The 22,213-nt window shown below is 40.8% G+C and carries 20 protein-coding genes and 1 pseudogene; 15 read left to right on the forward strand and 6 right to left on the reverse strand.

What is annotated here, in order from left to right:
* Window positions 1–251 precede the first annotated feature (251 nt).
* From ACNAN0_RS00315 to ACNAN0_RS00325, 3 genes are all read left to right on the forward strand, one after another.
* Window positions 252–839, forward strand: a complete 588-nt coding sequence (locus ACNAN0_RS00315) for a transposase (RefSeq protein WP_416353527.1) — start codon at window positions 252–254, stop codon at window positions 837–839.
* 101 nt (window positions 840–940) lie between these two features.
* Window positions 941–1,243 carry a transposase gene (locus ACNAN0_RS00320; protein WP_416353528.1) on the forward strand — a complete coding sequence of 101 codons (303 nt, stop codon included), beginning with the start codon at window positions 941–943 and terminating at the stop codon, window positions 1,241–1,243.
* 299 nt (window positions 1,244–1,542) lie between these two features.
* Window positions 1,543–1,863, forward strand: a complete 321-nt coding sequence (locus ACNAN0_RS00325) for a hypothetical protein (protein ID WP_416354209.1) — start codon at window positions 1,543–1,545, stop codon at window positions 1,861–1,863.
* Window positions 1,864–1,908: 45 nt separating this feature from the next.
* On the opposite strand, the gene ACNAN0_RS00330 is transcribed toward ACNAN0_RS00325, so the two are convergent.
* From ACNAN0_RS00330 to ACNAN0_RS00340, 3 genes are read right to left on the reverse strand one after another with little or no spacing between them, the layout of a single operon-like run.
* Window positions 1,909–2,172 (reverse strand): hypothetical protein, encoded by a 264-nt coding sequence (locus ACNAN0_RS00330; RefSeq protein ID WP_230913386.1) that lies wholly within the window; start codon window positions 2,170–2,172, stop codon window positions 1,909–1,911.
* Window positions 2,173–2,194: 22 nt separating this feature from the next.
* Window positions 2,195–2,752, reverse strand: a complete 558-nt coding sequence (locus tag ACNAN0_RS00335; RefSeq protein WP_416353529.1) for a hypothetical protein — start codon at window positions 2,750–2,752, stop codon at window positions 2,195–2,197.
* A gap of 40 nt (window positions 2,753–2,792) precedes the next feature.
* On the reverse strand, window positions 2,793–5,141 hold the full coding sequence (locus ACNAN0_RS00340) for a cation-translocating P-type ATPase (protein ID WP_230913388.1): 2,349 nt from the start codon (window positions 5,139–5,141) through the stop codon (window positions 2,793–2,795).
* A 397-nt stretch (window positions 5,142–5,538) separates the two neighbouring features.
* Here ACNAN0_RS00340 and ACNAN0_RS00345 point away from each other — a divergent pair, with 397 nt between their 5' ends.
* A complete protein-coding gene (locus ACNAN0_RS00345; protein ID WP_416353530.1) occupies window positions 5,539–6,201 on the forward strand; it encodes an HAD hydrolase-like protein in 663 nt (220 codons plus the stop codon).
* A gap of 3 nt (window positions 6,202–6,204) precedes the next feature.
* Window positions 6,205–7,563 carry a class II fumarate hydratase gene (locus ACNAN0_RS00350; RefSeq protein WP_416353531.1) on the forward strand — a complete coding sequence of 453 codons (1,359 nt, stop codon included), beginning with the start codon at window positions 6,205–6,207 and terminating at the stop codon, window positions 7,561–7,563.
* On the opposite strand, the gene ACNAN0_RS00355 is transcribed toward ACNAN0_RS00350, so the two are convergent.
* From ACNAN0_RS00355 to ACNAN0_RS00365, 3 genes are read right to left on the reverse strand one after another with little or no spacing between them, the layout of a single operon-like run.
* Window positions 7,560–8,321 (reverse strand): NADPH-dependent oxidoreductase, encoded by a 762-nt coding sequence (locus ACNAN0_RS00355; RefSeq protein ID WP_230913391.1) that lies wholly within the window; start codon window positions 8,319–8,321, stop codon window positions 7,560–7,562. The genes ACNAN0_RS00350 and ACNAN0_RS00355 overlap by 4 nt on opposite strands.
* A 33-nt stretch (window positions 8,322–8,354) precedes the next feature.
* On the reverse strand, window positions 8,355–9,002 hold the full coding sequence (locus tag ACNAN0_RS00360) for a DUF421 domain-containing protein (RefSeq protein ID WP_416353532.1): 648 nt from the start codon (window positions 9,000–9,002) through the stop codon (window positions 8,355–8,357).
* A gap of 24 nt (window positions 9,003–9,026) precedes the next feature.
* Entirely contained in the window at window positions 9,027–9,482 is a 456-nt protein-coding gene (locus ACNAN0_RS00365) for a DUF3290 family protein (RefSeq protein WP_416353533.1), read from the reverse strand.
* 167 nt (window positions 9,483–9,649) lie between these two features.
* On the opposite strand from ACNAN0_RS00365, the gene ACNAN0_RS00370 reads away from it, so the two are divergent.
* The 10 genes and pseudogenes from ACNAN0_RS00370 to ACNAN0_RS00415 all read left to right on the forward strand — a co-directional run bounded on the left by ACNAN0_RS00370 (window position 9,650) and on the right by ACNAN0_RS00415 (window position 22,206).
* The gene (locus ACNAN0_RS00370; RefSeq protein WP_407929185.1) at window positions 9,650–10,849 is read left to right on the forward strand and encodes a cation diffusion facilitator family transporter; all 1,200 of its coding nucleotides are present in this window, start codon (window positions 9,650–9,652) and stop codon (window positions 10,847–10,849) included.
* 54 nt (window positions 10,850–10,903) lie between these two features.
* On the forward strand, window positions 10,904–11,995 hold the full coding sequence (locus ACNAN0_RS00375; protein WP_416353534.1) for a YdcF family protein: 1,092 nt from the start codon (window positions 10,904–10,906) through the stop codon (window positions 11,993–11,995).
* Between the two features lie 20 nt (window positions 11,996–12,015).
* Window positions 12,016–13,266, forward strand: a complete 1,251-nt coding sequence (locus tag ACNAN0_RS00380; protein WP_416353535.1) for an MFS transporter — start codon at window positions 12,016–12,018, stop codon at window positions 13,264–13,266.
* Window positions 13,267–13,801: 535 nt separating this feature from the next.
* The gene (locus tag ACNAN0_RS00385) at window positions 13,802–14,800 is read left to right on the forward strand and encodes a LacI family DNA-binding transcriptional regulator (RefSeq protein ID WP_416353536.1); all 999 of its coding nucleotides are present in this window, start codon (window positions 13,802–13,804) and stop codon (window positions 14,798–14,800) included.
* Between the two features lie 45 nt (window positions 14,801–14,845).
* Window positions 14,846–16,534: pseudogene (locus ACNAN0_RS00390) on the forward strand (alpha-glucosidase).
* Complete coding sequence (locus tag ACNAN0_RS00395) at window positions 16,531–18,498, forward strand: glucose PTS transporter subunit IIA (protein ID WP_416353537.1); 1,968 nt, start codon at window positions 16,531–16,533, stop codon at window positions 18,496–18,498. Before ACNAN0_RS00390 ends, ACNAN0_RS00395 begins: the two are co-directional and overlap by 4 nt.
* 296 nt (window positions 18,499–18,794) lie before the next feature.
* A complete protein-coding gene (locus tag ACNAN0_RS00400) occupies window positions 18,795–19,724 on the forward strand; it encodes an ABC transporter ATP-binding protein (protein WP_416353538.1) in 930 nt (309 codons plus the stop codon).
* A complete protein-coding gene (locus ACNAN0_RS00405) occupies window positions 19,717–20,472 on the forward strand; it encodes an ABC transporter permease (protein WP_416353539.1) in 756 nt (251 codons plus the stop codon). The genes ACNAN0_RS00400 and ACNAN0_RS00405 overlap by 8 nt, the downstream gene beginning before the upstream one ends.
* Window positions 20,469–21,623, forward strand: coding sequence for a sensor histidine kinase (locus tag ACNAN0_RS00410; RefSeq protein ID WP_416353540.1), 1,155 nt, complete (start codon window positions 20,469–20,471; stop codon window positions 21,621–21,623). The genes ACNAN0_RS00405 and ACNAN0_RS00410 overlap by 4 nt, the downstream gene beginning before the upstream one ends.
* Window positions 21,601–22,206: a response regulator transcription factor gene (locus ACNAN0_RS00415; RefSeq protein ID WP_230913400.1), complete on the forward strand. Its 606-nt coding sequence runs from the start codon at window positions 21,601–21,603 to the stop codon at window positions 22,204–22,206. Before ACNAN0_RS00410 ends, ACNAN0_RS00415 begins: the two co-directional genes overlap by 23 nt.
* Window positions 22,207–22,213 lie beyond the last annotated feature (7 nt).

Consider the following 22,213-nt stretch of genomic DNA (forward strand, 5'->3'; position numbering starts at 1 on the left):
TAAAAAATTCCTTGAGATCTGATCTCAAGGAATTTTTTGCTTTTATGTAGGCACGAAGTGCCTTCCAATGTTATTCTATAAGCGACAAAACTCTAGAAAGAAAAGGAGGACACTGTCGTGTATCAAAATTATAACAATAATCAGTTGCGTTTATCAATCCCTTTGGAGATCAATATCCCATCAAACCACGTTGCCGTTGCCATTAGTCATTTTGTCGATTCGATCCCGATAAATTAATTTACGAAAAGGCCATGACCTCTGGCCGCCCGGCTTATAATCCAGCAATGCTTTTAAAAGTCATCTTATTTGCCTATACCAGACAAAACTTTTCTGGCCGTAAGATAGAGGCTATGGCTCAAGAGAATATTCCGACTAAATGGTTGATCGGTGATCCAGATACCGTTCCTAGTTACCGTACCATCAATAGATTTCGTTCTTCCGACCAGATGAAGCGGTTGGTAGAGGCAATGTTCTTGAGCTTTCGGCAATTATTAAAAGCCCAAGGCTTGATCGATGATAGTGCATTATTCATCGATGGTACGAAACTACTTGCTGATGCCAACAAGTATACCTTCGTCTGGCGCAAGGCCTCCGAAAGGTTTGAAGGACAACTAGATAAAAAAATTGCTGGCCTTTATCAGGAACTCGTTCAAAATAAAGTTGATCTGGCAATGTCAGATGAAGCGCCAAAGACAGACTCAAAAACACTTGAAAAAACGTCCGAGCAGTTGACTAACGAAATCGAACGGTTAGATCAAGTGATTGCGACAGAGCCGATTATTCCGGCGGTTCACCTAACAAACGCCTACGGCGAAAGTTCAAACACGACCGTCATTTAATCGACAGTGACTACCTACCTAGAAAACGTAAATATGAGTCTAACAATGCAATTTTTGGTGATCGAAATAGTTTTTCTAAGACTGATCCGGATGCAACTTTTATGCGCATGAAAGAAGATGCAATGCAAAATGGTCAGTTGAAGCCAGGTTATAATCTTCAGATCGCGACTCAAAATCAGTTTGCACTATACTACGATATCAACCAACGACCAGCTGATCAAAGAACGCTGATCCCATTTTTACAATCTATGGATTTCCAAACAACACCAATAAAATATATTGTGGCAGATGCGGGCTACGGTAGTGAACAGAATTATAACTACATTGAAAACAAACTGACTGCACAAGCTCCTGATCCCTTACGGGATGTTCGAAAAAGAGCAGACTCGATCCTATCGACGTGATGCAAGTAAAATAATGAACTGGAACTATGATCCGATCAAAGATTACTATACTGACGAGCATGGCATCAAATTCCACTTTATTAGAGAAGGTCACCGCAAAGACAAGAGTGGTTTCGTGCGAAACCTTCGAACCTATCGTGCTCTAGATTATGACGACCGGAGGGTTATTTCTATGCTCATACACCTGGAGGTAACCTGCGTCAGATCAACATCAATCCCAATTGGGAACACCATAAACAACAGATGCGTGAAAGACTAAAAGATAATGATGAAACAAAAGCAATTTATGCCTTGAGAAAATCGAAGATGAACCATTCTTCGGAAATCTGAAGGCTAATTTGAAGTACCTACGAACCTCGGTTCGTGGGATTGAAAAGGTTACTACTGAAGCAGGAATTGCAATTATGGCAGCTAATCTGCTGAAACTGACCCTCAAAGTCAATGTTATTTTTAGAAAATCAATCGTTAAAAAAATAATCGTGGTTTTCAGATTCAATATCAGTCTGAAAACTACGATTATTTTATTTTGCGTGGCTTATGTCCCAGCCTCTATTTTTAGCCATTTGTTTCTAAATAATGAGAATAGCTGGTATATATTATTTGGCTGTATTTTGTCATGAAAAATGTGGCTACAAGTATTTTGGCGCTTTGAATGAGTATATCCATTAAAAAGACAAAAAAGAGATGATCACGTTAAAGCCGAAAACAGCTAAAGTCAAAATCCAGGATAAGCGTCGATAGATTGAACGCGGTGCAGTTTCAGTAAAGGTATAAATCGCGGTTATGATAAATAAAATCAGCGTGATCGTTTGAAAGATAGAAAAGATGGAATTATCCAACAGTAAGGGCAAAAAATTAAATAAAATTGTTGCTAGGGCTAGGACAAAGGAGCCGAAAAAAGGCCCTCGACCAGTTTTTTCTAAATTCACAGTCATTACTCCAAATCAATTTTTAGAAGAAAGATAGGATGAAATTTCCTAATAGGTCACAAGAAATTGTGGCATGTTTACGATCAGTGAATGTCAAGGTAAAGTCAGATCCACGCTCGAGCAAGTGCTGACCATCGCTTTGAGAAAAGCGGCCTTCTGTAAAATGAAAGTTCGGTTGATCGGTGCTTTCTCTGGCAAGGACGCTCATAAGGACGGTTTGGCGATCAATATCTAAGAACCCCTTTAAATCTAACTCAATGGCAGTGTTATTCATGAATCCTTGAACATTTTGGCGGCGATAGATAAATGACTGCCCGATTGCTTCGAGATAAGCATTCATGGCAATCGTCCCTAAGGCGACACGATTAAGCGTCAGCTTTTGTTCAGCTAAAGGTATGGTAGTCGTTGATGCTGCATCTTGAAGCAAATGATCACGAGCTTGTTCATAGCTCATGATCAGAGGCTCATTAAGCCGATCAAACTTGAATTCAACCAAACGTGCTTTGCCATTAGCGGTTACTGTGCCTGTATAAGAATCACCAGAGGTACGATCTTTCAATGAAAAATTCTGTTCACTCATGGACTTGACCTCCCCATATCTGATAAGTTGATTATACCCTCTAACGCCAGTTGATTCGAGAAAAGATCCTTTTACCTAGCACTTCACGCATTAAGATGAAGACGGGGACAGCACTTAAGCCTAAAGGCACGTAGTAAATGAACATAGACCAAGAAAGCAGGCTTTGCAATTTAAAGATATGGTTAAAGCCTAAGAAAATACCAATAAATATCAATGCCAGAGTACAAATTAGAATTGTTTTACCGCGATCCAGGGGCCAAGAAATTGCTGCTAAAGCCGAAAAACCAACAATGCCTGTCATGAGAACGGTCAACGTAGCTGTCATTGTGTAAGGCAGATTAAAAATATTGCCGAAGATGTGAATAATCACGGCATATAAAACCACACTTAAAGCTCCGGGCAAAGCGGTTTCCATGACATTACGCATAAAGCGTTTTTTGACGCGCTGATAATTAGGCTCAAGCGCTAATAGGAATGAAGGAATGCCTACTGTTAGGGCGTTGATCGGTGTCAGCTGGCGAGGCTGGTAAGGATAATCGCTATTAAAGAAAATAAAGAGCACACTTAAAATTACTGAATATATCGTTTTGATCAAATAAAGTGAAGCCACGCGCTCCACGTTATTGATGACGCGCCGACCTTCGTTCAAAACAAAGATCATCGCGTTGAAATCAGAATTTAGCAGGACAAAGTCAGCAATACTTTGGGTCGATTCGGAACCGGTGGCCATGGCGATGCTACAGTCTGCTTGCCGTAAAGCCAAAATATCGTTGACGCCGTCGCCGGTCATGCCCACAGTATGACCCGCTCTTTGGTAGGCCGTAATTAAGTATTTCTTTTGTAATGGACTGACACGGCCAAAAACGGTATATTTTTGGACCAAGCGATCATAGTCGGCAGTTTCAGTCTGAGTGGACATATCAATGGCCTGTTCTGCATTAGGAATGCCGGCTTGACTGGCAACATTGCTAACGGTTAAAGGACTATCGCCAGAGATAACTTTGATTGTGACTTGTTGGGCGCGCAGATAAGCAAAGGTTTCTGCCGCATTGGGTCGTAATTCATCCGTAATCAAGACTAGGGCAATAGGGGTTAAGGCATCATTAAATTTTTTTTCCAACGGTACTTGACCAGCTGCTACTAATAGCACACGATAGCCAGTTTTAGAAAAATCTGTGATTTTAGTAACCAACTCGGGTGCTAAAGTACGTTCGTGATAAATGAACTCTGGTGCACCGATCACGACACTTTGTCCGTTCGTAAAGGTTGCCCCACTCCATTTGCGTTGCGATGAGAATGGAATTGTGGCCACTGTATCGGCTTTGATCGGGGATAAAAAATTCTTTAGTGCATTCGCTGTTTGATTATCGTCGTTAAGGGCGTAGATGGTTTTTGCAATCGTGTTAGTTATTTCAGTTTGCGCTTGCGATGTTAAATTGATAATTTTGTTGACATTGAGGTTCCCAGTTGTAATTGTACCTGTTTTATCTAAGCACAGCGTATCTACACGAGCCAAAGATTCAATGGCACTCAAGGATCGAACCAAGACTTTACGCTTACTTAAATTCAAAGCACCGACAGCTAAAGCTACTGAAGTTAGTAGAACCAGACCTTCTGGGATCATACCAATCATTGCAGCTGCCGAACTAAGAATGGAACGATTTAAATCTCCACGGTGTAATTGAGCGGAGGTAAAGAGTAGAATACCCACCGGAATGATCACGAAAGTTAAAATTTTTATGATACGATTGATGATGTTTAGCAGTTCACTGCTTTCACGTTTTTCCTGTTTAGCTTGATTTGATAATTTAGAAACAAAGCTCTGATCACCGACAGCTGTGACTTTGACCACGAGTTGCCCGCTTAGTAGGAAGCTGCCTGAGTATACAGCATCCTCTGGCTGTTTTAAGATAGCGTCAGTTTCACCGGTTAATTGGGATTCGTCAACTTCTGCATTACTTGACGCAATTACTTTACCATCGACAGGGACGGAATCCCCGCGATGTAAAATTAAAACATCATCTAAAACAATGTCGGCTTGATGTAACGCTATAATTTGATGGTCACGAATCACTTGAAAATTTTCTTGAGTCAACAGTGACATACTATCGATCGCGCGTTTTGCACGAACTTCTTGGTAGATACCAATGACCGTGTTGAAAAATGCAGGAAATAAAAAGAGCAGGTCAAGATAACTACCCGTGTAAAAGACAAACAAACCGATGACTAAATTGACCAAATTAAATAATGTTAAAGTGTTATCTGATATAATGCGTTTAATACTACGCGTTAACGGCTTTGGTGGCGTATTTTGCTGATGCTGAGCAATTCTTGTGGCGACCTCTTGCTTAGACAGACCTAAATGCGCCACTTGTTTGTTATCAATCATATTGTGACCTCATTTTTAATGCTTTAATTATATTTTACAGCATTTAAGTTCCTACTGACTATCAAACAATAGTCCGATTTTTCGCGAAGTTGGCATAAAAAAAGAGCCACCAGTTGGGAGGTCTGGCAGCTCAAGGAGTAAGGGTCGTCTGTGTAGGGAGACACAGACTAATATTTTACTTTGGAGGAGTAAAATGAAAAAGCTATACTAACAGAAATATTGGGGGTATCTCCATTAGTAATGGGGTTGGATCTAAATGATTATTTATTCAATAATCATTTACAAAAATAACTATAAAATGAAAGTGTGAAGAAAGTATGACCAAATTGTCGGAAATTTGCTAACTTTTTATAAATTATAGTAAAATTCTAGAAAAATTTTCCAAAAGGAGCTCGAAATGACTAAAACCGTTTTCTTTGACTTAGATGGTACATTAACCGATTCAAAAAAGGGCATTCTTAATGGCTTAAAATATAGTTTTAAGGCAATGAATGTTCCAACTCCAGATGATAAAACTCTACAATTATTTATCGGGCCACCGTTGAACCAGACAGTGCAAAAATATTCTGAAATTCAAGATCCTGATCAAGTTCAAGCATTTATGGCACATTTCCATGATTATTATGGTGAAACTGGCTGGCAGGAAAATGCTGTTTTTCCAGGTATTATGCCCATGCTGGCTGATTTGAAAGCGGCTGGTTATGGTCTAGCTATTGCGACAGCTAAACCCGAAATGTTTGCCAAGAAAATTAGTACCCGTTTTGGCTTCGACCAGTATATGACCGGTTTATTTGCGGCAACGGATGATGAAATGACGCGGACGCAAAAGGATGAAATATTAGCTTATGGCTTGGCGCGCATGCCAGAAAAGCAGCTAGCTAATATTGTCATGGTGGGCGACCGAGCTAATGATATTGCGGGCGGCTTGGTGAATCACGTCCATGCTGTAGGCGTTTTGTATGGTTTCGGAGCAAAAGCCGAATTAGTCCAAGCTGGCGCTGAGGTACTAGCTGATTCCGTAACTGATCTGCACCGTAAACTGTTAGATTGGCAGGTGTGATAAATGACTTTTCGTACAGAGCACGATGCTTTAGGGGCTGTACAAGTACCGCAACAAGCTTTATGGGGTGCCCAGACGCAGCGCAGTTTAGAAAATTTTAAAATTGGGCCACGGATGCCTTATGAAGTGGTTCGTGTTTTGATTGGGATTAAGGCCGCTGCAGCCAAGGTGAATCAACAGTTGGGTAAACTGACACCAGCTAAAGCGACTTTGATCCAGCAAAGCTGTCGACGGTTATTAGCTACGGACAATCGGCAAGATTTTCCCCTTGTGATTTACCAAACGGGCAGTGGGACGCAAACGAATATGAATGTTAATGAAGTTATTGTCCATGTGGCGGCGCAATTGGATCCTGATTTATCCTTGCATCCCAATGATGATGTGAACTTAAGTCAGAGTTCTAATGATACTTTTCCCACGGCTATGATGATTGCGGCAAGTTTAGCCTTGCCAGATTTATTGACCAATTTGCAGCAAGTTATTAAAAGTTTTAGTAAAAAAGTTACTGCTTATCAAGCTGTGATCAAGATCGGCCGGACGCACTTGCAAGATGCCACGCCATTGACTGTGGGACAAGAACTGAGTGGGTATCAAGATGCCTTACAACATGATTGGGAATATTTACAAAGTCTTATCCCAACATTATTGGAATTACCCATAGGTGGGACGGCTGTGGGCACTGGCTTGAATGCACCAGATGGCTTTGCGGCCGGTATGGTTACAGCCTTGCAAGATGCTTATAAGCTGCCCTTTGTATCAGCACCAAATAAATTTCAAGGCTTGGCGAATCATAGTGGCTTAAATGTCGTTCATGGGGCGCTAAAGACGCTAGCCAGTGATCTGGTGAAGATCGGAAATGATATTCGCTTTTTGGCTTCAGGGCCGCGTGCAGGCTATGATGAATTTAATATTCCTGCTAATGAACCGGGCTCTTCAATCATGCCAGGCAAGGTGAACCCTACCCAAATTGAAGCACTGACGATGGTCTGCGCGCGCGTTTTTGGCAATGATACGACGATCACTTTTGCTGCCAGCCAAGGGAATTTTGAATTGAATGTTTATAAGCCAGTCATTATTGCTGCCTTTTTAGAGAGTGTTCAGCTATTAACGCAGGCATTGGCATCTTTTGACCAACATTTATTACAAGGCTTGACGGTGAACCCAGCACGGATTCAACAACTTGTAGACCATTCTTTGATGACGGTGACGGCTCTGACGCCACATATCGGCTATGAGAAAAGTGCGCAAATTGCTTTAAAAGCGCAAAAAGAAAACAGCACCTTAAAAGATGCTGCCCTAGCATTAGGCTATGTGACGGCGGCTGAATTTGATCAGTGGGTAGATCCTAGTAAGATGGTTTAACCCTGTTCATCATTGAGGAACCCTTGCTGATGCAAAATATGCAAGAGTTCTGAACGCTTACCAGATTGGTTCATTAAGCTGCGTTTTACTTGATTGGTAAAAGTATCAACGCGACGGTTTGTGTCGCGTAAGTCATAATATTCATGGACTTGAGCATCATAGTCGGCCAATTCAGGAACCAAAGGATCGGGTAATTGGTAGGTATCTGTAAAATGGATAAATTTTTCGGGGAGTCGCGGTTTTAATTGTGGTGTTTGGTCAGGATAACCAATGGCTAAGCCAAGAACTGGAAAGGTCAAAGTTGGTAGATCTAACAGGTCGATCATTTGTTGGGCATCATTCAAGATACTACCAAGAATCACGGTACCTAGACCCAGACTTTCAGCAGCATTGACAGTATTTTGAACGGCCAGTGTTGCGTCAGCCAAACCCGCTAATAATTTATTGGTTGAGCCTAGTAAGTTTTTATCTTGGCCCTTTTCATGACCGATTTGCCGATTACGATTTTGATCAACGATAAAGATAAATAAATGACCATTATCAGCGACATAAGGTTGTCCAGAAATCTTAGCAATAGCCGCTTTTTTAGCTGGATCGACAATGCTAAGGATACTATAGGCCTGTAAGAATTGTGATGACGCTGTGTGCCGGGCCACATCAACGAGTTGGGTCACTAGAGTTGGATCGAGAGGCTGTGGTTTAAAGGCACGAATTGTTTTATGGGCGAGTTGCCGTTGGATGGTTTCGTTGATATTCATAAAATGGACTCCTTTATCATAAAATGACTTAGCTTAATGTTTGGCTGAGCCATGGCCGTAAGCATAGACCAGTAAAGTCTGATTGAGCCAGATTGCCATGTAAATATCTTCTAAATCGTATTTCTGTTTGGCAATTTGGGCATTAAGCCAAGGTTCATCTTTATTGATCAATTCTAAAGCATCATGGTCAATATGACCATCAAGTATGACGGGATAATGATAGGCATCATCGCCGACTTGGGTAACCGTTAATTGGCCATTTTGTTCTAAAATTGCACGTTTCACACTGTGGATATCTGAGATTCCCGCATTACGCAATTTAAAGGAGAGGTCATAGGCGGTGATACCCCGTTGTGCTGCCTGTTCTACCAAGATTTTACCATTATAGATCACCGTTGTCGGTTCACCGTCAATAATTTTTTTGATAGGTGCAAAGTGGTTAGTCAAAAACTTAGTAATAAAAACGATCAACGTCCAAATCAACAGTACGGAGAAAAATTGTAGGATTGTAATGTCGGGATTATAGAGCATTCCACCAACAATGCCCCCTAGAACGTAATTTTGCAATTGATCCACTGCATTGGTTGGGGCTAAATTACCTTTGCCAGCTAAGTTGATCTGCAAGATTAATGCAAAAAAGCCCAAAATTAACTTGATCGTTAAATCCATATAATCAAACATAAATTATCCCTTCATGAGTGTCTATTATTTTTGGTTGTAGATGATATGCGTATCGATCAGATTGGTTTTTGTCAGTTCATAGCTATTGATATTGCTATCATTATTGAACTGAACTCGGTAGAAATTTCTATTGACTTTAATAATCATGCCACTAGAGAGGTTTTGCTGATTCGTTGCGACATTTTTGATGTTAGTTTTCTGAGACTGACTGACACTTTTCAGAAAAGCAACCATTTGTGAAGAATTATTGAGACCTACCCGTGTTTCTTGCCAATGACCTGTTTGAATGGCCACAAATAGTAAAGTTAATAGAATGAAGATGATCGTCATATCTCTATTCTTAGAATTATTGCGGTGACGGATGTAAGCAATTAACGAAATGATCAATAGAACAGCAGAAACAATGATCAGTCCAAATCTTAGATAAACCAAATTATTCGTTTCATGCTCTAAGAAAAAGTGGGCCGTCCACATATGCATAAAACTAGCCTCCATTACTGATATGTATTTATAATAACGCTCTTAATCGTACCATATTTTTTTATAAACAGCGGTCTTGACAGTGCGCCACTTGTCAATTTCTGCCTTGGTTGTTATAACAGAACTAAGTTCAGCAAACTTATGAAAGTAAAAGTAGGTGAATAATCGTGATCAACGCCATTATTAATTGGTCTGATCGGCGCTACCAAGCTAGAAAACCCGAACAAAAACGCGAAGGCTTTGGTTTAGTATCGGGCTTTGTAGGGTTGATCACTAATTTGTTGCTGGCCGCAATGAAGCTTATGATTGGTGTACTATCAGGCTCGGTTTCAATTATGGCCGATGCCTTAAATAGCGTTACAGATACGTTTTCATCAATTTTAACGTTAGTTGGTTTTAAGATCTCTGCTAAAAATCCAGATCCTGGACACCCTTATGGGCATCAGCGCTTTGAGTATATCAGTGGCTTGTTTATTTCAATTTTATTATTATTCGTCGGGTTACAGTTTTTACAATCCTCTTATGAAAAAATTCGACAACCACAAGCAGTGCACATTTCTGCGGTTGTTTTAATTGTTTTAGTCCTTTCAATTATTGTCAAACTTTGGCAGAACTTCTTTTACTTACGAATCGGTAATCATATTCAGTCTGATACGCTAAAAGCTACGGCAAAAGATAGCTTTATGGATGTTTTAACTACTAGTGCCATTTTATTGTCGGCTTTTGTCAATCAGCTGTGGGATTGGAATATTGATGGCTGGGTTGGTTTGTTCGTGGCTCTTTATATTGGCTATAGTGGGTTTATGATGCTGCGTGGCTTTACAAATGAATTAATGGGGAATCGGCCCAGTCCAGCAGAAGTTGAGGAAATGACCGCTGAATTGGAAAAATATCATATGATTTTGGGCTTTCATGATCTACTGATTCACAGTTATGGGCCTAACGCAATTTTTGCGACTGTGGATATTGAGATTGATAGTCGGTGGACGTTGGATCGAGCCCATGAGGTCATTGATCAAATTGAACGCGATTTTAAGCGTGATTTGAACGTGACTTTGGTGTGCCATATGGATCCAATCGACCTGGATAACCAGCATTATAATCAGATTCATAAAGCCATTAAATATATTATTCGTGGTTATGATTTGGGGATGCATACCCACGATTTTCATGTGGAACAGTTGCCCAATAATCAGGGTGAGTTGGTCCAATTTGATGTGGTGGTTCCCGAAAAATTAGACATTTCTGACGAAGCTTTAGATCGTCAAATCAATATGGACTTAAAAAAGCACTTCCCTGATATCGAAACGCAAATTAATTTCGATCATAATTATATTGGTGAAGATAAAGGCCCGATGAATGCTTAAGCAGTAAGTAAAGACAATATGGCCTTATATTGAAGAATACGGAGAAGAAGATCAGTGAATTCTAACGCAACCGATATTGTCATTATGACAATCTATGCCTTACCGCTAGTTGGCTTAACTATTTTTTTAGGCTCATGGTTTACAGAGAAGCGGCGTTTGATAAATGGGGTTTGGTTTAATTTATTCTTGTTATTGCTGGCGGCTGATGCTGTTTTATTTGTGTTCCAAACACGTAATTCAATCGTTACCGGAATTGCGGTTTTATTAGCAGTTGTTGTATTTGGTCTTATTTTCTTGCTTTTTTTCTCAATGGTTTTCCTGTTATTGTGGAATGCACGCATCGTTTGGAAGCGAGAGGCCCACACATTGGCCAATAGTTTGACACTGCTCTTGGCAATTGGCTGGATTGTTTTGTGGGTCATCAATTTATTACCAACGGCCAAGTTTTTGCCCCAGTGGCTCAATCAAATTTTGGCGATTTTACCATTAATTATCTTTTACCTATTAGCATCATTTTATAATTACTTGACGAATCTTGTACTTTATCAATTTAATCGCCCGCGGCTTAATCAAGACTATATTATTGTTTTAGGTGCTGGCTTATTGAATGGTAATCAAGTCTCGCCACTCTTAGCACAACGGATTCAACGGGCCATCGCATTTTATCACAAGCAAAAAGCCAAAATAGGCCGTGCCCCCAAACTAGTTTTTTCTGGTGGCCGCGGGGGTGATGAAACGATTGCAGAAGGCTTAGCCATGCAAGATTATGCGGTTGCTCATGGGGTGCCGCGCACGGATACGCTGGCGGAAACAGCTTCCAAGACGACATTTGAAAATATGAAGTTTTCTAAAGCTGTTATTGTAAAAGATTCAGGACAGACAAGCAGTCAAAGCCATATCATCTTTGTCAGTAATAATTATCATACTTTTCGGGCAGGACTATACGCGCGAATGGCTGGGTTACCGGCAAATGGGATCGGTAGTAAAACGTCAAAATATTTCTTACCTAATGCGATCATTCGTGAATATCTTGCCATTTTTGCGATGAAGAAAAAGCAGCATTTATGGGTGATCGGCCTGATTTTTGGCTTTGATATCATTGCCACAATTGGTGCTCAGATCATCCAGATAATAGTTAACCGGTAGTTGTGAGCGGGGGTAGATAGATGAAATTTACAAAAACAGAAAAAAGTTGGATTTTATATGACTGGGCTAATTCGGCATACAGTATTGTGACCGTGACCGCCATTTTGCCTATTTATTTTAAAAGTATTGCTCACGCAGATGGTGTCGCCAATGCCACGGCGACCGCTTATTGGGGTTATGCTAATTCCGTTGGGACGTTGATCATTTCTTTGTTGGCACCGTTATTAGGCGCTATCGCCGATTATCAATCGTATAAAAAGAAATTATTTAATTTTTTTAATATCATTGCTATTATTTCAACCTTACTATTGGTTTTTGTACCAGCTCGAGCATGGTTACTATTATTGGTGGTTTTTGTTATCTCTACAGTCGGATATGCCGGCGCCAATATATTTTATGACGGGTTTTTAACGGACGTCACATCAACTGCTAGAATGGATCGGGTATCAGCCCAAGGTTATAGCATGGGGTATTTAGGCGGCGTGATTCCGTTTGTTTTGATCATGCTGCTGCAATTGACGCGTGGGTTTGGTTTTTTAGATAGCACTGGTATCGTTAATTTTGGTTTCATCATGACCACGATTTGGTGGTTAATTTTTTCAGTGCCATTAATGTTGAATGTATCTCAAACACATTATTTGACGCCAGTGCCGCATATTATTCGTACCAGTTGGCGCCGAGTAACGCGAACTTTTAAAACAGTTTGGCGGGATAAGTACATTGTTTGGTTTTTAGCGGCCTATTTTTTCTATATTGATGGTGTGGATACAATTTTTAAAATGGCTACTTCTGTGGGAGCTGATTATGGCCTTTCCACGACATCGTTGATGCTGGTATTGTTGATGGTGCAATTGATTGCCGTTCCATTTTCAGTTCTCTTTGGGCATTTAGCCAATCGTATCGGTAATAAGCGCTCGATAGGGATTGCTATTTTTATTTATTTAGTGATCTGTATTTGGGGCTATTTTATGAAATCAGAACTTGATTTTTGGATCTTGGCATTTTTAGTTGGGACCTCACAAGGAGGCATCCAAGCCTTGAGTCGTTCGCACTATGCCAAAATTATTCCTTCTGAGAAGGCAAATGAATATTTTGGGATTTATAATATTTTTGGCAAGTTTTCGGCTATTATTGGACCAGCATTATTCGGTATTTTTGCTCAATTAACAGGGGCTACCAAATATGGTATCTTAAGTATTATTTTGCTGTTTATTATCGGCGGACTATTGTTTATAAAGGTCCCTAGTGATCGCGTTTCGGCAACAAAGTAATATTATTTCGCGTGATTACGCAAATATAACGAAGGCACTTGAGACAAAATTAATATTTTGTTTAAGTGCTTTTTTTGTTGAACGTCCGTTATCAAACGTGCTCGAATCATCAGTTTTCTTACCCAACTGTCAACTGTGCCTTACTCGTGGGATAGTTCACCCACAACGTAAGTCTAGGTTGATGCTCAAAAACCACTCGATGAATCTCGCACTCTGTTTTAAACGCGCTCATGAAGCTAACTTTGTCACTTAACCCTAATTGCTTTCTGAAGCTGATGCTTCATCGGCACAATTTGTGTTAGTGCTCCAAAGCTGACCAGCTTCATTCACGCTCTAAACGCGTTCGTGTGTCCAGTTCCGTCACTCAACTGCGATTTACTTATGGGAAAATTCACCCATTACGTAAATCTAGGTTGATGCTCCGGAACAAACCGGACCCGCTCACGCTCTGTTTTATAAAATAATAGGTGTTGACAAGGCGTCAAGAAAACGCTTTCATCATTTATGAAATCGATTCCAGTTGGAGGTGGGATACATGACGAATATTGCTGAAATTGCTAAGCGTGCGGGTGTGGGCACAACGACCGTTTCTCGCTATTTGAACAATCGACCTTATGTATCTGCCGAAAAGAAACAACGCATTGAACAGGCGATTAAGGCATTAGATTACACACCAAGCGCGATTGCGACCCAATTGCGGGTTCAAGCCACTAAGAATATTGGCGTACTTGTCTCCAGAATCACTAATCCCTTTTTCACAGCACTATTTGATGCTTTGGAACGATCATTGCATGAATACGGATATCAAGTTATGGTCATGCAGACCTATGACGATGCGCAAGCAGAAGCTCGTTTTTTGGATAAATTAAAAAGTCAACAGTTGGACGGGGTGATCTTAGCTTCAGTTGAGGATGTCAGTGCGATTCGGCGAATTGCCGAAGACTATCCTGGACGAATCGTGTTGTTGAATGAAGCAGTGCGTATACCTGGAGTACAATCAATTATTCTGGACCATCGACAGGCAACTTTGATGGGATTAAATTACCTAGCTCAGCAAGGGCATCCCCAAATTGCCTATGTTACAGGTGGTTCCTTTTATAAGTCTAGCCATGGGGCTGACCGTAATGAGGCTTATCGTGCGTATTTAAAGCAGCGGCGTTTACCCTTAAATAAAAAATGGATCTTTGAACATCAACATACTGTTTCAGATGGGCAGCAATTGGCACAGGCTTTGATCGCTCAGCCAAAAGAAGTTTGGCCAGATGCCTACTTTACCAATTCAGATGAAGTTGCTCTAGGTATGATTGCCGAATTATTGAAACATCATATTAAAGTACCTAAGGATATTGCCATTATGGGCTATGATGATCAGCCTTTAGCTGCATATTTACCAGTGCCACTGACGACGATTCGCCAGCCGATTAAAGCTATGGCCGAAGTTGCGGTGGTCGATTTGTTACAAGGCTTAAAGCAAAAGGTTCACCCGGTGGCAGTTGAACCACAGTTGAAATTGATCGTACGACAATCTGCATAATTTTTTACGGTATATGGAATCGATACCAGACAGGCAACAGGAGTGATAGACATGGACACAACGAAAAAATGGTGGCAAAAAGAAGTCATCTATCAAATTTATCCCGCCTCGTTCAAAGATAGTAACAATGATGGCGTTGGCGATTTGCAAGGGATTATTTCAAAATTATCTTATTTACACGACTTAGGAATTACAATGATTTGGCTATCACCGATCTACTGTTCCCCAATGATTGATAATGGTTATGATATCTCTGATTATCAGCAGATCAATCCTCGTTTCGGAACAATGGCTGATTTTGATGCATTACTTGCCCAGGCTAAAGCATTGGGAATTAAAGTTATTATGGACTTGGTGATCAATCACACCTCGGATCAACATGAATGGTTTCAAAAGGCAATTCAAGACCCTAACTCTAAATATCGAGACTACTATATTTTACGGCCGGGTAAAGATGGTCATGCGCCGAATAATTGGCGATCTAACTTCGAGAGCGGTTCAGCTTGGAGTTTACTCCCTGGGGAAAAGAATCTTTATTACCATCATGTTTTTTCACCCCAGCAACCTGACTTGAATTGGGAAAATCCTGAGTTACGACAAGCATTATATCGAATGATCAATTGGTGGCTGGCAAAAGGCTTAGCTGGTTTTCGAATTGATGCGATTACCTTTATCAAAAAGGACCAAGATTTTGCTGATATCACACCAGATGGTAAAGATGGCTTGGGTAAAGTTAAACGCAAAGCTGAGAATCGACCTGGCATCGCCGCATTATTGCACGAATTAAGAGTGAATACATTTGATAAGTATGATGCCATTACGGTGGGTGAGGCATCCGGTGTGCCTTATGAACAACTTACACAGTTCATTGGACCACAAGGCTATTTCTCTATGATTTTTGATTTTCATTATGCAGATGTTGATATCGAGTCTGGTTCGGAATGGTTCAAGCGAACACATTGGACGGTATCTGAATTCAAACAATTATTATTTCGCAGCCAATTAGCCATTCAAAAAGTGGGCTGGGGGGCAAACTTTCTGGAGAATCATGATCAGCCACGCAGTGTTTCTAAATATATTAAGGATCCAAAATATCAAAATCAGATTGGTGCCACTGCTTTAGCACTGCTGTATTTCTTATTACGTGGGACACCCTTCATTTATCAAGGCCAAGAGCTCGGGATGGTCAATGCTAAACGGCAGACGATTGCTGAATTTGATGATGTTTCTAGCCATAATAATTATGCTCGCGCGTTGGCTGAAGGCTACTCGAAAACGGCCGCACTTGGTTTTGTCAACCAGCGTTCCCGAGACAATGCCCGTACGCCCTTTCAATGGGATAATACGGTCAACGCTGGGTTTAACGAGGGACATCAACCTTGGCTCGGCTTAGCGCAGCACTGTGATCAATTCAATTATGCCAACGAAAAGGATGATCCGTATTCAACTTATCAATTTTACTGACAATTGATTCACTTGCGGAATCATTCAAAGCTGTCTGAGGATTTGATCTATGGTGATTTTGCCCCGATTGATACGGTACCAGCGGATGTGGTTGCTTATCGCCGCGGCGCAAACCTGGCCGTTTTCGTCAATCTATCAAATCAAATGCAAATTATTAATGGGATGGTCCGGCAAGTGTATTTAAATAATTATAAAGTTTTACAAATGGATCAAACAAAAATACAGTTACAGCCCTATCAAGCAATTCTAGTTGAGGTGAATGAGAAATGACAAAAGATTATCATGATATGGCACAAGCCATTTTAGACCAAGTCGGCCGTGACAATGTGGTTTCTTTGACGCATTGCCAAACGAGATTACGTTTTGTTGTGAAGAATCGCAAACAAATTGATGATAAAGCGATTGAAAAAATCGACCATGTGCAAGGCGTTTTCTATGGCTCTGGTCAGTATCAAGTGATCATCGGAACGGGTGTGGTCAATGATGTCTATGCCACGATCGATCAAATGGGTGCGGTCAATACAATTTATGGCAAGGATGATACCGAGACTGCAACAGACAATAATGCAGTTGAAGAGAAGTCCTGGGTCAAACGCTTAATGGCTATGTTATCGGGCATCTTTATTCCGATCATTCCAGTGATTGCGGCGACTGGGTTGTTTCTCGGCTTGAAGTCGGCATTTACGAATGCTCAAGTTTTAAAATTATTTGGTGCCACACCGTCACAAATTCCTGCTAGTTTGACACAGATCACATCTGTTTTGACGGATACTGTCTTTGCCTTTTTACCAGCGTTGATTGTTTGGTCTACCTTTAGATACTTCAAGGGGACGCCAATTATCGGAATCGTGATTGGTTTAATGTTGGTCTCACCAATTTTACCAAATGCCTATTCTGTTGCTGGTGGCACGGCAAAAGCCATTCACTTATTTGGGGTTATTCCGATTGTTGGTAGTCAAGGTTCTGTATTGACTGCTTTAGTTGCCGGATTCATTGGCGCCAAGTCAGAACTTTTCTATCGGAAACATATGCCGAATGTGCTAGAACAAATATTAACGCCATTTCTAACAATGTTAACCACATTTATCATTATGATCTTAGGTGTCGGGCCCGTGGTTCACTGGATCGAACTTGGCATGGTTGATGGCGTTAAAGCTTTGATCGGCTTGCCGTTTGGCATTGGTGGTTTCTTAGTTGGTGCGGCTTATCCGTTGATGGTACTTATTGGGATTCATCAAAAGATGATTATGATCGAGACATCATTGTTGGCTAACACTGGGTTCAATCCATTGATTACTTTAGAAGCCATGTACGGGTTTGCCAACCTAGGTGTTGCTTTAGCTATCTTCTTACGGGCTAAATCTAATAAGACCAAAGCGACTTCTATGGGCGCATTCATGTCTCAATTATTCGGGGTTTCTGAACCCACTTTATTCGGGGTACTGATCCGCTACAATTTTAGATCATTAATTGTAACCGTTTTAACATCCGGTGTTGGCGCAGCGTTTCTTAGCATTTTCCATGTTCAAGCTAATTCTTATGGTTTAGCTGTTTTACCTTCATACCTGATGTATATCTATAACGGGCATGCCTTATTATTCTATACGATTATTTCGATTTTAACGGTTATTGTTGCCTTTCTCGCGACAAATGCCTTTGCAATTCCTAAAGAAATTTTAGTACCTGATAAAAACGAGAAACAGATGATGGCTACGGTGAAATCGGACGTTTCCGATCAAAAGGTTTACGCTCCCGTTGACGGACAAGTCTTAGCATTAAGCAAAGTCAGTGATCCAGTATTTTCATCAGGGATGATGGGTGCTGGAGTTGGTATACAAACACCCGACGTTGAAGAAGTGAACGTTTATGCGCCTCAAGATGGTCAATTATCGATCGTTGCTGACACGGGGCATGCTTACGGTTTAGTGACGAAGTCAGGTATTGAAATTTTGGTGCATATTGGGGTAGATACAGTCTCCTTAAAGGGTAAGCCGTTTACGATCAAAGTCACTCAAGGTGAACAAGTTAAGAAGGGACAGCTCTTAGGCACGTTCAATAAAAAGATGATTCAAGCCGCTGGATTGGATCCAACTGTGATGACAATTATCACGAATTCTAAAGATTACGAGAAGGTTGAATTCTCAGATAAGCAGACCGTGCAATCAGGAGAGCCAATCATCGCCGTTCAGCAAGAGGCTGTTGTTTTAGAAAATATCAGTGAAACGGCTCAATAAAAAGTTTGTATAAAAGAGGGCAATGACAGAATGGGAATTTTGTCGTTGTTTTTTTGTGCTCAGTCGCTGATCGCCCTTTGTCACGCTCTGATTAAACGCGCTCAAATCATCAGTTTTCTCACCCAACTGCGCCTTACTCGTGGGATAGGTCACCCACGGCGTAAGTCTAGGTTGGTGCTCAAAAACTACCGATGATTCTCGCGCTCTGTGACATTTGTCATGTGGTTTACTGACAGGCGTGACTGGGTTACAGATGGGGTGATGGCTATACTTAAGGTCATAAGAGGTGAGCGGTAATGATTAAAAATGAAACGCAAACAATGATCGAACTAAAAAATGTTAGCAAACGGTTTGGAAATCATCAGGTTTTGAAAGATATCAATCTAACAGTGAAACCGGGTGAAATTGTTGGCTTGATTGGTGAAAATGGTGCCGGCAAATCAACCATCATCAATTTATTATTAGGCTTATTACAAGCAAGTTCAGGTGAAGTTTCAGTCTTAGGAGAAGCGCCTGCACAAGAGTCACATAAGCAAAAATTAGGCGCAATGTTGCAAGAAAATGTCAGTATGGAAAGTATTAAAGTTAGAGAATTGTTAACACTAGTTCGAAGCTATTATGCAAAGCCGCTGCTCTATCAAGAGCTGCTTGAGCTGGCTGATCTAACATCAGTTCAAGCGATGACTTCAGATAAATTATCTGGTGGGCAGAAACGACGTCTGACCTTTGCGTTAGCCATGGCCGGGGATCCTGATCTGCTTTTTTTGGATGAGCCTACGGTGGGGATGGATGTGAATAGTCGGCAGCATTTTTGGTCAAAGATTGAGCAGATGCGTGCACAGGGGAAAACGATTGTGGTCACCAATCATTACTTAGATGAGTTGGAAGGTATTGTTTCCCGCTTATTGATCCTGCAGCATGGTGTTTTTTCATTTGATGGGACATTAGCCGAGTTACAGCAGCAGTATGCGAAGCGGACGATAACTTTTGAAAGCAACTTACCTTTAGTTAAAATCTATGAATATCTACCCGATGTAAATTTAAAGGAAAAGGACCTTCAGTTTAGTTTGAAAACCAGCGACAGTGATCAGGCTTTACGCCAATTGGCACCGATTTTAACCCAACTAAGTAATATTACGATCCAGCCAGATTCTTTGAATGCCATTTTTGGCAATTTAACCAAACAAACGGTCAGCCACACCCAAGGAGATGTTCAAGATGACTAGTTTTTTAACGCAAATGACGATCAATATCAAACGTTTGATTCTCCGCAACTTAGGCTTTTCATTTTTTGCGGTAGGAATGCCCATTGGTTTTTATCTGTTATTTACACGTGTGATGGTTGGACAAATGAACGCGCAGGTAGCGCAGCACTGGTATTTAGTCTATTTAGGTAGTATGAGCATTTATAGTATTTTGATCAGTTCAATTTTTACGGTGTCTAATACATTGATCGATGACCATAAACAGCGGATGGATCAGTTCATTGCAGTGACACCATTTTCCAAGAAACGGTATTATAGTTCGATTATTTTAACAATGATTTTACTAAATGCATTGGCGTTGTTAGCCTTAGACATTGTCGCAATGTTGGTGAATCAAGTGCCGCTATCGTTAGGCCAAATTGCAGCATCCATTGCAATGACATCGATAGCCAGTTTGCCAATTATGATACTTGGTATTTTGACATCGATGGTTAAAACAACAAGTACCGCCAGTGCGCTGGCTAATTTGATCGTGTTTCCTATGGCAATTGTCAGTGGCCTATGGCTGCCATTGAGCAGTTTGCCGAAGTTTATGCAAACTATCGGTAAACTATTACCCACTTATCATGCCAATCAAATGATCACGCGTATTTTTCAAAATAAATCTAATGTAGGTATGCCGAACATCTACAATATTCTGGCTTGGAGTGTATTATTAGTGGTAGTCATTATTTTTCTGACAAATTCACGAAAACGGAGTCAGGTATGAAGCAAATTTTAAACAAGATTTCAATTCCGAAAGTGTATGTTGGTAATCTGCCATACTTTTTTCTGATTTATTTAATATTTATCATTCCTAGTTTTTGGCCATTAACGACAATAAGGCATTGGGGTCATTTTGCACTAATTTTAGTTTTTATAGTATCTTATCGATTGCTCTACACCTCAAATCGCGGTACCCCTTGGTGGTGGGGCGTACAAATTCTGATCGATATTTATTTTTCGATCTTTGCCGGATACCTTTACCTTTTTATTTACAGCGGCTGGACGTTCGGTTTTACGTCAATGAAAGCCAAGACGTTTCGTAAATACGTCCTATTTTATTATGTCATCGTACTTGGCACGATTGGTATTATGGCTGTTCGGTATAAAAGTTTATTTTTCGGCGATAACTTAATGAATTTATTAACGGCTGTTGCTTTTATTTTCGGTAGTCCGCTAGTAGCACGTGGTTTTGCCGTGATGTCCCAAAAGAACCGTAAATTGCGGCAGGCTAATATCCGATTACAGACTCAAGCAGAAGAACGCAGCCGTATTGCTCGTGATCTCCATGATAACTTGGGGCAGTCTTACTCTATGATTACTGTAAAAGCAGAGCTGGCTGGCAAATTGTTAACTAAGGCACAGACAGAGGCTGCTCAAATGCAAATTGGGGAGATTAAAAATATTTCCCGGGAAAATTTACAGTTGGTGAGAGATATTGTCAATAATCTGCGCCAAGAATCATTAAGCATGACCTTGGTCAAACAGGAACAGAATTTGACGGATGCAGGTATTTATCTTGAGACACAAGGAATAGAGGTGGTCGCTGGTTGGCCTAATAAAGTCCAACAACTGAGTGCGGCAGTCATTAAGGAGGCCGTGACGAATATCATTCGCTACAGTCATGGCAAACGCTGCCAAATTGTTTTTGAAACCAGAGCTACTGATTTTTATTGGCGTATTCAAGATAATGGTCGTGGGTTCAAGCCAATGGAAATTCGTCAAGGCGCTAATGGCCTTCGGGGAATACAACAGCGGGTGGCCCAACTCAATGGTGATTGTGAGATTGATGGGGCGCATCATGGTACAATAATTACTGTAAGTATTCCTAAGGATATAGGGGCGGCCAAAGATCATGGTACAAATCGTGTTAGCTGAAGATCAGAGTATGTTAAATACCGCATTAGCGGCGTTGATCAATTTGGAAGATGATTTTGAAGTGGTGGCGACGTTTGCGGATGGGCAAACTGCTTGGCAATTTATTCAAGCTAAGCAGCCGGATGTGGCGATCCTGGACATTGAAATGCCTAAAATGACCGGTTTAGATGTGGCTGAACAGGTTTTTCAACATCAATTAAAAACTAAAGTGATTATTTTAACGACTTTTGCACAAACTAGTTATTTTAAACGGGCAGTAGCTGCCGATATTTCAGGCTATTTGTTAAAGGATAAGCCAAGTGATGAATTAATGGCAACGATTCGTAAAGTAATGCAAGGTGAAACTGTTTATGATGCAGAATTGGTCAAAAATATGTTCACTAAGACAGAGAATCCACTTTCTCAGCGAGAAATGGAAGTTTTGCAGGCAGCCGCCTCAGGACAGGCCACGAAAGCAGTTGCCGCAAAGTTATTTTTGTCTGATGGGACTGTACGGAATTATATGTCAGCAATTATCAGTAAGTTAGGCGTTCACAATCGGATGGAAGCACTAAACTTGGCCCGTAAAAACAAGTGGTTATAGTAATCGA

The organism is Agrilactobacillus fermenti, assembly GCF_047943045.1.
GTDB classification, from domain to species: Bacteria; Bacillota; Bacilli; order Lactobacillales; family Lactobacillaceae; genus Agrilactobacillus; species Agrilactobacillus fermenti.